This is a genomic window from Mucilaginibacter sp., from assembly GCF_039935595.1.
GTDB lineage: Bacteria > Bacteroidota > Bacteroidia > Sphingobacteriales > Sphingobacteriaceae > Mucilaginibacter.
Genome location: NZ_JBDTJZ010000190.1, coordinates 1 through 10178, shown reverse-complemented (window position 1 = coordinate 10178; position 10178 = coordinate 1). Strand labels below are relative to the sequence as shown.

The window sequence follows — 10178 nt, the reverse complement described above, 5'->3', positions numbered from 1 at the left end:
GTACGCCGTTGGCCGATCAGCCACGCGTATCCATCTGGGATATGGTACGCATGATAGCTACCACCCGTATCATTATGCCAAAAACTGTAGTGCGCTTATCAGCAGGCCGTACCGAAATGAGCACTGTTGAGCAGGCATTTTGCTTTATGGCAGGTGCCAACTCTATTTTTGCCGGCGAAAAGTTGTTAACTACGCCAAATCCTACGTTCGATGAAGATATGGCCATGTTTGAATTGCTGGGATTAAGTCCACGTAAAGCCTTTAAAAATGGCCGCCCCGAAACCAAAGAGATCAGGGAAATGAGCATTAATGCGGTGATTTAGTGGTTGATAGATGATGGTTCATGGTTCATAGTCAACTATTTGATAGTTACTTACTGTCAACTATGAACCATGAACCATGAACTATCAGCCATTTTAATTAATTTTGACGGATGAATTTTATTATTGATACTACCGTTAAAGCTGTTAAACAATTATACCAAACGGATATTGAACCCAGTGCCGTAGGTTTGCAGGAAACACGCAAAGAGTTTGAGGGCCAGATTACTATAGTTACTTTTCCGTTTACCAGGTTCTCCAAAAAATCTCCCGAGCAAACAGGTGCCGAAATTGGCGAATATCTTAAAAACGAGCTTCAAGAGGTTGCTGCTTTTAACGTTATCAAAGGATTTTTAAATATCTCATTAGCCGATAGCTATTGGCTAAACCAATTATATACTGATATTTTAACCGACGACTTTGCCGTATTTAAACCTAACGGCAAAAAGGTAATGGTAGAATATTCGTCGCCCAATACCAATAAACCGCTGCATTTGGGCCATGTGCGTAATAATTTATTAGGTTACTCGGTTGCCGAAATTTTAAGTGCGGCAGGATATGAAGTAATAAAAGCCAACCTGGTTAATGACAGGGGTATACACATTTGTAAATCAATGCTGGCCTGGCAAAAGTTTGGTAATGGCGAAACGCCACAATCAACCGGTTTAAAAGGCGACCACCTGGTAGGCCAATACTATGTGCTGTTTGATAAAGAATATAAAAAGCAGATAGACGAACTTAAAGTCGCCGGGCAAACTGAAGACGAGGCTAAGAAAAATGCACCCGCTATAAAAGAGGCGCAGGAAATGCTGCGGAAATGGGAGACAGGTGATACTGAAGTAATTAGCCTTTGGAAAACTATGAACAGCTGGGTTTATGAGGGTTTTGATGTTACTTATAAAAAACTTGGTGTTGATTTTGATAAATTCTATTACGAATCAAATACCTATTTGTTAGGTAAGGATATCATTGACGAAGGTTTGCAAAAAGGTGTATTCTTTAAAAAGGAAGATAACTCAGTGTGGATAGACCTTACTGCCGACGGGCTTGACGAAAAATTGGTACTGCGCGGCGATGGTACTTCGGTATATATCACTCAAGATTTAGGTACCGCGCAGCTAAAGTATGATGAGTTTAAGATGGATCAGTCTATCTACGTAGTTGGTAATGAACAGGATTACCATTTTAAAGTATTGTTTTTGATACTGGATAAACTGGGCAAAACCTGGGCAAAAGGCTTGTACCATTTATCGTATGGTATGGTCGATCTGCCTTCGGGTAAAATGAAATCGCGCGAGGGTACGGTGGTTGATGCCGATGATCTGATCAACGAAATGGAGCAAACCGCCAAACAGCAAACCGAAGCCTTAGGTAAGGTAGATGGGTTTAGCGAAAATGAAAAACAGGAACTATACCATACCATTGGTATGGGTGCATTAAAATACTTTTTGTTAAAAGTTGATCCTAAAAAACGCCTGTTGTTTGATCCTAACGAATCAGTAGATTTTCAGGGACATACCGGACCATTTATACAGTACACACATGCCCGTATCAAATCGGTACTTGCCCGTGCAGAGTATATCAATAATACCACAGTTTCCGTATCATTACTAGCTGATGTTGAGCGGGATCTGATAGTTACTTTAACCCAGTTTCCGGCTGTAATAGCCCAGGCTGCAGACGGTCATAATCCTGGCCTGGTGGCCAATTATGTGTATGAGGTGGCTAAAGTTTTTAATAAATTTTACCACGAAAAATCAATATTACAAGCCGAGGACGAGCAGTTAAAACAATTTAGGCTGCAACTATCTGCAGCAACAGCAAAAGTGATTAGTAAGGGGATGGGATTGTTGGGTATTAATGTACCGGAACGGATGTGAGCCCCCCCCCTAAAAAAATCTAAAGGGGGAGTTTTGTTATTACTCCCCCTTTAGGGGGCTGGGGGGCTAGGCTTACCTCCAATGCCCTTTACGCCACCTATAACCTCTTGGAGTTGATTGCCAGCTACCGCTTACCCATACACGGTTGTTACGTGGTCTTACCCAGTGGCCCTGCCTGTGTATGTATCGGCCGCCGCGCCAAACCCAATCGCCATCTACCCATATGGCACCTGCATAAGGCGAAACCGGGCGTTCATAATATGTTTCGGTAGGTTGTGAAGTTACATAGTAACTGCCATCGCAGGCAGACAAGAACAGCGCGGTACTAAATGCAAATGCTATCCCTAATTTATTTATTGTTTTCATAGCATAGATGTTTGTTATTATTATTGACAAACAAGCAACCGAAAAGTTTAATAAAATTATAATGTAATGTGTTGGCCGGCAGCCTTTATGGTGGTTTTGTTAATCGTAGTAAGCTGCGGCAAACGCCCTAAATGCTTAATGCCTGTATATTGTAAAATATAACTTTGTGATGCCGTATCCTCATCGCCATTAAAAATAATACCGGTAACCGGTATATCAAATTGTTTTAAAACCTGTGCCGACAATAGGGTATGATTAATGCTGCCTAGATAATTTTGCGAAATCAAAATCACTTCTGCATTTAATTGTTTTATAAGATCAATCATCAAGTACTTATCGTTCAAGGGCACCATTAAACCACCAGCGCCTTCAATAATAAGGTTGTTATTGGTTTGCGGTATAATAAACCGTGCCGGATCTATTTCAACACCGTCTAATTTTGCCGATTTATGCGGCGAAAATGGTTGCGTTAACAGGTAAGTTTCTTGATGAAAAACCGAAATCGGGTTACTCACTAATGCTTTTACCTTTAAGGTATCGCTGTTATCTAAATCACCCGATTGCACAGGTTTCCAGTAATCGGCTTTCAATTTTTCCGTTAAAACTGCCGATACCAGCGTTTTACCAATTCCGGTGCCAATGCCCGTAACAAAATAAAGTTTACCCATTAATATGTTGATTTAAAGTACTGGCCAATAAATTTATCTCATCCGTTGTATTATAGGCATGAAGACATATACGTATACGCTCTAATCCCTGTGGAACGGTAGGGCTTAGTATCGCCCTCACATCCAGCCCGTTTTTTTGCAGTTGAATTGCTATTTGCCTCGCCTTTTCATTGCTTTTTAACAATATGCATTGTATTGCATTGTCACTTTCAATCAGGGGATAACTATCGGTAATTTTTATCGGTTTTTTAAACAAGGCAATATTATTTTTTAACTGGTCAATAACATCAATTGATTGCGGCAAAAGTTCATAAGCCATTTTTATAGCCGCTAACTGGTGAAAGGGGGCGGCAGTAGTGTAAATAAATGAACGTGCAAAATTGATCAGGTATTCTCGCAGTTTATCGCTTCCTAAAACTATTGCTCCGTGGCAGCCCAAAGCCTTGCCAAAGGTAACTACCCGAGCGAAAACCTTGTTATTTAAATCCAGCTCATCAACTATCCCGCGTTGATGTAAACCAACCGCGTGTGCTTCGTCAACAATTAAATGCGCGTTGTGTTTTTCAACTATTTCGGCAATTTGCAGCAGGGGCGGGGTATCGCCATCCATGGAATAAACGCTCTCTACAGCCACATAACATACACCTTTTGCCAGCTTTAATTTGCTTTCCAGGCCCTCCAGATCATTGTGTTTAAAAGTATAGCGGTTGGCGTGACTTAAGCGCGCGCCGTCAATTACCGAGGCATGTATCAATTCGTCGGTAATAATAGTATCGCCGCGCTGGGGCAGGGATGATAACAGGCCCACATTAGCATCATAACCCGAATTAAACAATAAACCAGCCTCGCTATGATGCCAGGCCGCAATTTGCTGCTCTAAGTTTTCGGTATAGGTTAAATTGCCGGTAATTAGTCTTGAACCTGTTGAGCCATTTAAAGAAGCATGACTTGCAATTTCCTGTTCAATAAGTTTTTTAAGCAGGGGGGACCGTGCAAAGCCTAAATAATCGTTGGAGCAAAAATCAACCAGCGTGTTTTCTGGCTTCAACGTGCGGTAAGCACCTGATGCCTTCCGTTCGGCCAGTTTTTTTTCGATATGATGCTGTGCTGATGCCAATGTTATAAGTTTCGGCTAAAATAAAAAAAGCCTCCCGAATATCGGGAGGCTTTTATGACATTGATTTTTATTAATTCTGACCTTGCTGATATTGCTTTATTCTTTCGTTCTGTGCGTCAACTTGTTTTTGAAAAATCACCGCTTGTTCAGGAGTTAAAATAGCTTTAATTTTTGCGTTAGTTATTGCAAATAAGGGCGTTATTTTTTTAAACATGGTCTGCATGTCATCACCTGACGTAGCATTTCTTAAGCTATCTATACTTTTTGCACGAGCTTGGTATATATCCGTAACTTTGGCTACCTGGGCATCGGTTAAAGTTAATGATGTTTTTAATGCAGCTACTTGTTCTTCAGGACTCATTGGTCCTTGCGCAAAGCTAACTGTACTTACGCCTATAGCCAATAAGGCTACTAACATTAATTTTTTCATAATTTGGCGGGTTTTAACTTAGTTATACTTGAAGTTAGGGTTATTATATTATATATACAAAAAAAAAGCTTCCCGAATTTCGGGAAGCTTTTTTTAGTAGTTATTATTAACTAATTACCACCATTTTGAAATCCTTTCATCATCTCAGCTCTTTGATCAAGTTGTTTTTGATAAATCGTTGCTTGTTCAGGAGTTAACATCGCTTTAATTTTTGCACTTGATGCATTCATTAAAGTGATCATTTTTGGAAATGCTGCTTGCATATCACCACCCTGAAATAAACTATCTCTACTTTTTGCCTCGGCATTAATAATAGGTTTTACTTTAGCAACCTGTGCATCAGTTAAAGTTAACGATGTTTTTAATTGTGACAATTCTTCTTCAGGGCTCGGAGGACCTTGTGCATGCACTGCTGCACTTACGCCTATAGCCATTAAGGCTACTAATAATAATTTTTTCATTGTTTTTGAGGTTATACTTGTTTCTGTTTAGTTTCCTTGCATGCGTTGTTTCATCATTTCCGCGCGGGCATCAATTTGCTTTTGAAAAGCAGCAGCTTGAGTTGGGTCTAAAACGGCTTTGATCTTAGCGTTGTAAACAGCAGTAATAGGAGCCATCTTCGCAAACATTCCTTGCATGTCATCACCTGATGCGGTTCTTAAACTATCCCTGCTTTTTGCCTGAGCAGCATAAATAGGTGTTAATTTAGCAACTTGTGCGTCAGTTAAACTTAATTGTGTTTTTAACGCTGCTACCTGCTCTTCGGGTGTTTGTCTTTGAAAACCTTGCGCATGGCTTGCTGCACTTACGCCTGTAGCCAATAAGGCTACCAATAATAATTTTTTCATGTTTTTTGGGGTATTATTTAGTTTATAGTTTGAAGGTAGTATAATTATATTAAAATGCAAAAAAAAGCCTCCCGAATTTCGGAAAGCTTTTTTTTTAACTGGTATTATACAGGCATAGGTTTACTGATGGTCCTATTTCAGGACGACTCAAATATGTTGAGTTCCCTATCAGAACAATTAGATTTTACAGATGTTAGATAAACAGAAGTTAAGAATATGTAAACATGAAAAAACTAATAGTTTTTGATTTGGATGGTACGCTTGCCGAAAGCAAATCGGCTATTGACATGGAGATGGCAAAGGTATTATATGCGCTTTTAAACGTAGCTAAGGTAGCCATCATATCCGGCGGCGACTGGCCCCAATTTGAAAAGCAGGTGCTGGCTCATCTTTTGCATAATAGTAAGCTTAAAAACCTGATTATATTACCTACGTGTGGTACTAAGTTTTATAGTTACAAAAGTAAGACTGGTTGGAAGAAATTATATTCAGAAGATTTTACTGACGGCGAGAAAAGGAAAATAACCGAATCATTAACCAAAGCTGTTGACGAAGCCGGGTTTACCGCTAAAAAAATATGGGGAGAGCAAATTGAGGATAGGGGCAGCCAAATCACTTATTCGGCTTTGGGACAGGAAGCGCCGCTTACTGCAAAAAAAGAGTGGGACCCCGGATTTGCCAAACGTAAAAAAATACAGGCCCGCCTTAAAGAACTGATACCAGGCTTTGCCGTAAATTTAGGCGGAACTACCTCTGTAGATATTACTAAACCCGGTATTGATAAAGCTTACGGTATTAAAAAACTAAAAAGTGTATTAGGTATACAAAAAAGAGAAATGCTTTTTATTGGTGATGCTATATTTCCGGGTGGCAATGATTACCCGGCCAAAGAGGCCGGTGTTGCATCGATATGTATAAAAGATCCTAACGAAACCAAACGTGTAGTTGAGGGTATAATAGCCTGCCTGGATGTAAAAGGTAAGTATTTTAAAGGACTTTAATAATACCCGGTTAGATCTATCAACAAACAATTAGGCCAATAAACCATTATACATTATAAATAACAAAAGCTATGAGCAGAACAGTTGGAATTATACTTATAATTATTGGCGCAGCAATGGTTATATGGACAGGGTTTACCTATACAAAAAAGGAAAAAATTATTGATGCAGGGCCTCTGCAAATATCTGCCGACAGGCAAAAAACAGTTAACTGGCCACCTTATGCAGGAGGTATTTTATTAATTGGCGGGATTGTAATTGTTGTAACTTCAAAAAAGACTGCGTGAACGCTGTTTTACTGGTAATAGAGCGGTAAAGCATTTAAAAAATATAGCATTCAATTTTGTTTCAGATTTGATAAACCGTGATATATAAAGTATAATTGCTACCTGTAAACAATTACACTTTAATGAAGAATTTTCTTGATCAGGACTTTTTATTACAATCAGAAACAGCCAAAAAATTATACCACGACTATGCAAGTGATATGCCCATTATTGACTATCACTGCCACCTGCCGCCCGATCAGATAGCTAATAATATCAACTTTAATAACCTTACCCACATTTGGTTATACGGTGATCATTACAAATGGCGGGCTTTACGGGCAAATGGAGTAAATGAAGCTTATATAACTGGTAATAAAAGCGATTGGGAGAAATTTGAAAAATGGGCCGCTACCGTACCTTATACATTGCGCAACCCGCTTTATCATTGGACACATCTAGAATTACAGCGTTATTTTGATATTCATGATATTTTATCGGCAGATAATGCCCGTAGGATATATGATGAGTGTACAGAAAAACTACAGTCGCCGGAGTATAGTGTACGTAATTTAATAACCGGTAAAAAAGTGGTAATGATAGGTACAACGGATGATCCGCTAGATAACCTGGAGCATCATCAAAAACTGGTTAAAGATGGCTTTGCTACGCAGGTGCTGCCATCTTTCAGGCCCGATAAAGCTATGTATTCGGAAGATACTGTGGCGCTAAATGCCTATATAGATCAGTTGCAGGCTTTAACTAATACCGATATTAACGACCTGGATAGCTATTTGAAGGCACTAAAAAGCCGTCATGATTATTTTGCGGCTAATGGTTGTAAAGTATCTGACCACGGCCTCGAGCACATGTTTGCCGAGGATTATACCGGGCAGGAAATAAAAGCCATCTTCCAGAAAATAAGAAGTAAACAAACTATAACGCTCCAGGAGAGCGCCAAATTTAAAACAGCTATGTTGTTTGAATTTGCGGTGTGGGATCATGAAAAGGGGTGGGTACAGCAATACCATCTGGGCAGCTTGCGTAATAACAATACCCGTGCGCTTGCCGAGTTGGGCCCTGATACCGGTTGGGATTCTATAGGTGATTTTAAACAGGGCAGTGCCTTGTCGTCTTTCCTGAATAAATTGGAGAAAGAGAATAAACTAACTAAAACCATACTATACAACCTGAATGCAGCGGATAATGATGTATTTGCTGCCATGACCGGTAATTTTAATGATGGATCTGTAGCGGGTAAAATACAATTTGGCTCCGGTTGGTGGTATAACGACCAAAAGGATGGGATGATAGCGCAGTTAACCTCGTTATCAAACATTGGTTTGGTAAGCAAAATGGTAGGTATGTTAACAGATTCGCGCAGCTTTATGTCGTTCCCGCGCCATGAGTATTTCCGCAGGATATTGTGCAACCTGTTTGGTAATGATATTGAGAACGGCGAACTGCCAAATGATATAGCCTGGACAGGCAAGATCATTAAAGATATTTGCTATAATAACGCTAAGGAGTATTTTGGCTTATAAAAGATAGTAAAGAAACTGTCCCCGAGCCTGGCTGATAAAGTGGCTATCACTTATTTAGATGGGCTTGGGAGACAGCCCAACAAAAAGAGAGACACAGGTTATTCCGAGTCTCTCTTTTTTTATGAGTTAAGAGGCGTTAAGCTATCCTAACCTTCACCACTAACTTTTTGATCAATCCTTCGCCTATCATCGGCGCGTGCACATCTTCGGGATAGAAGATCACGAATTGGCCGCCTTTTAGGCTGAAATGCATATCAGGCATATCTTCAAAAAACAACACATCCTTCTCGTCATTATACTCGCCTTTGGGTTTGGTACAATCGGGGCGAGGTTTCCAGCCAATGGTTTCGTTCCCGCGGATGCAAACCTGTATATCAATATTCTTATTATGGCATTCAAACTTTTCGGCAGCAACTTCGGCAGCTTTGCCTTCACCTTCTGCTACAATGGCTTTTATACCGTCGGCAATATCAAATTTGCCAACCTCAACAGCAGTAAGATCAGTTGAAGTTAAATAATCAAACGCAACTTTGAAATTTTTATGCAGACCGTAATATTTTTCGGCGCTTTGTAAGGTATCTATTATCATTTGGTTCATGGTTAATGGTTTATAGTTCATAGCACCAATGCCATGAACTATGAACCATGATCTAATAACTAGCGTTGCACACGGCCCGAGCCATCGCCTTTTACCAACTCTTGTACTTCGCTTAAAGTAGCGTGGTTCAAGTCGCCCGGTATAGTATGTTTAATAGCTGATGCGGCAACACCAAACTCGGCAGCATCGCTCATTTTCATGTCGGTAACCAAACCAAAAATAAAACCGCTGGCAAATGAGTCGCCACTACCAACGCGGTCAACTATACGCACTTCATATTGTTTAGTATGATAAAACTCGGTGCCATCATATACTAAAGCGCTCCATCCGTTATCAGATGCGCTATGGCTTTCCCTTAAAGTAGAAGCAATATATTTAAACCCGAATTTATCTTTCATTTGTTTAAATACATTTTTGTAGCCATCAAGGTTCAATTCGCCTTTAGTAACATCAGTACCTTCGCTTTTAAAACCAAGAGTTGTTTCGGCATCTTCTTCGTTACCAATACAAACGTCAACATATTTACAAAGCTCTGTCATCACTTCTCGGGCTTTTTCTTTGCTCCATAATTTTTTACGGTAATTCAAATCAATGCTGGTAGTAATGCCTTTAGCTTTTGCGGCTTTTAAAGCAGCTAAAGTTAAAGCGGCGGCTTTATCACTAAGGGCAGGGGTAATACCTGTTGTGTGAAACCAATCGGCACCTTCAAATATTTTGTCGAAGTCAAATTCGGAGGCTTCAACTTCTGATATGGAAGCATCGGCACGATCATAAACCACTTGTGATGCACGCATAGATGCACCTGTTTCTAAAAAGTAAATACCCAAGCGCTTACCGCCACGAGCCACAAACTGGGTATCAACACCATAACGGCGTAAATGGTTTATAGCTGCCTGGCCAATAGGGTTAGCAGGTACTTTTGATACAAATGTTCCGTTCAATCCGTAGTTGCAAAGTGCTGCGGCAACATTAGCTTCGCCGCCGCCATAAGTAACATCAAAGGAATCAGCTTGTACAAATCTTTTAAAATCAGGAGTTGATAATCTCAACATTATTTCTCCCAGTGTTACGACTTTTTTAGACATCGTTATTGTTAGTGTTTTAAATGAAAAATAAGTTTATAAGCTATATATACATATA

General features: G+C 39.9%; 12 protein-coding genes and 1 pseudogene. 5 read left to right on the top strand and 8 right to left on the bottom strand.

Annotated features, from left to right (window positions below; all coding sequences use genetic code 11):
- Both ABI367_RS13025 and argS read left to right on the top strand, forming a co-directional pair.
- Positions 1 to 323, top strand: a pseudogene (locus ABI367_RS13025) (biotin synthase BioB); the annotation flags it as partial.
- Positions 324 to 433: 110 nt separating this feature from the next.
- The gene (gene argS, locus ABI367_RS13020; protein ID WP_462228360.1) at positions 434 to 2200 is read left to right on the top strand and encodes an arginine--tRNA ligase; all 1767 of its coding nucleotides are present in this window, start codon (positions 434 to 436) and stop codon (positions 2198 to 2200) included.
- A gap of 72 nt (positions 2201 to 2272) precedes the next feature.
- On the opposite strand, the gene ABI367_RS13015 is transcribed toward argS, so the two are convergent.
- From ABI367_RS13015 to ABI367_RS12990, 6 genes are all read right to left on the bottom strand, one after another.
- Entirely contained in the window at positions 2273 to 2566 is a 294-nt protein-coding gene (locus ABI367_RS13015; protein ID WP_462228359.1) for a hypothetical protein, read from the bottom strand.
- A 56-nt stretch (positions 2567 to 2622) separates the two neighbouring features.
- Positions 2623 to 3234 (bottom strand): dethiobiotin synthase, encoded by a 612-nt coding sequence (bioD, locus tag ABI367_RS13010; protein ID WP_462228358.1) that lies wholly within the window; start codon positions 3232 to 3234, stop codon positions 2623 to 2625.
- On the bottom strand, positions 3227 to 4351 hold the full coding sequence (locus ABI367_RS13005; RefSeq protein WP_462228357.1) for an aminotransferase class I/II-fold pyridoxal phosphate-dependent enzyme: 1125 nt from the start codon (positions 4349 to 4351) through the stop codon (positions 3227 to 3229). Before ABI367_RS13005 ends, bioD begins: the two co-directional genes overlap by 8 nt.
- 70 nt (positions 4352 to 4421) lie before the next feature.
- Positions 4422 to 4781 (bottom strand): hypothetical protein, encoded by a 360-nt coding sequence (locus tag ABI367_RS13000; RefSeq protein WP_462228356.1) that lies wholly within the window; start codon positions 4779 to 4781, stop codon positions 4422 to 4424.
- 110 nt (positions 4782 to 4891) lie between these two features.
- On the bottom strand, positions 4892 to 5242 hold the full coding sequence (locus ABI367_RS12995) for a hypothetical protein (protein WP_462228355.1): 351 nt from the start codon (positions 5240 to 5242) through the stop codon (positions 4892 to 4894).
- Positions 5243 to 5269: 27 nt separating this feature from the next.
- Entirely contained in the window at positions 5270 to 5629 is a 360-nt protein-coding gene (locus ABI367_RS12990) for a Spy/CpxP family protein refolding chaperone (protein ID WP_462228354.1), read from the bottom strand.
- A 224-nt stretch (positions 5630 to 5853) separates the two neighbouring features.
- Between ABI367_RS12990 and ABI367_RS12985 the strand changes: the two genes are divergently transcribed.
- The 3 genes from ABI367_RS12985 (at position 5854) to uxaC (ending at position 8440) form a co-directional block, all read left to right on the top strand.
- Positions 5854 to 6630 (top strand): HAD-IIB family hydrolase, encoded by a 777-nt coding sequence (locus ABI367_RS12985; protein WP_462228353.1) that lies wholly within the window; start codon positions 5854 to 5856, stop codon positions 6628 to 6630.
- 71 nt (positions 6631 to 6701) lie between these two features.
- On the top strand, positions 6702 to 6917 hold the full coding sequence (locus ABI367_RS12980) for a hypothetical protein (RefSeq protein WP_462228352.1): 216 nt from the start codon (positions 6702 to 6704) through the stop codon (positions 6915 to 6917).
- A gap of 122 nt (positions 6918 to 7039) precedes the next feature.
- Positions 7040 to 8440, top strand: coding sequence for a glucuronate isomerase (gene uxaC, locus ABI367_RS12975; RefSeq protein WP_462228351.1), 1401 nt, complete (start codon positions 7040 to 7042; stop codon positions 8438 to 8440).
- A 136-nt stretch (positions 8441 to 8576) separates the two neighbouring features.
- Here uxaC and ABI367_RS12970 read toward each other — a convergent pair whose 3' ends face one another.
- Together ABI367_RS12970 and ABI367_RS12965 are read right to left on the bottom strand one after the other, a co-directional pair.
- Positions 8577 to 9038, bottom strand: a complete 462-nt coding sequence (locus ABI367_RS12970; RefSeq protein WP_462228350.1) for a NanQ anomerase/TabA/YiaL family protein — start codon at positions 9036 to 9038, stop codon at positions 8577 to 8579.
- A 59-nt stretch (positions 9039 to 9097) separates the two neighbouring features.
- A complete protein-coding gene (locus ABI367_RS12965) occupies positions 9098 to 10123 on the bottom strand; it encodes a PfkB family carbohydrate kinase (RefSeq protein WP_462228349.1) in 1026 nt (341 codons plus the stop codon).
- Positions 10124 to 10178: the final 55 nt, after the last annotated feature.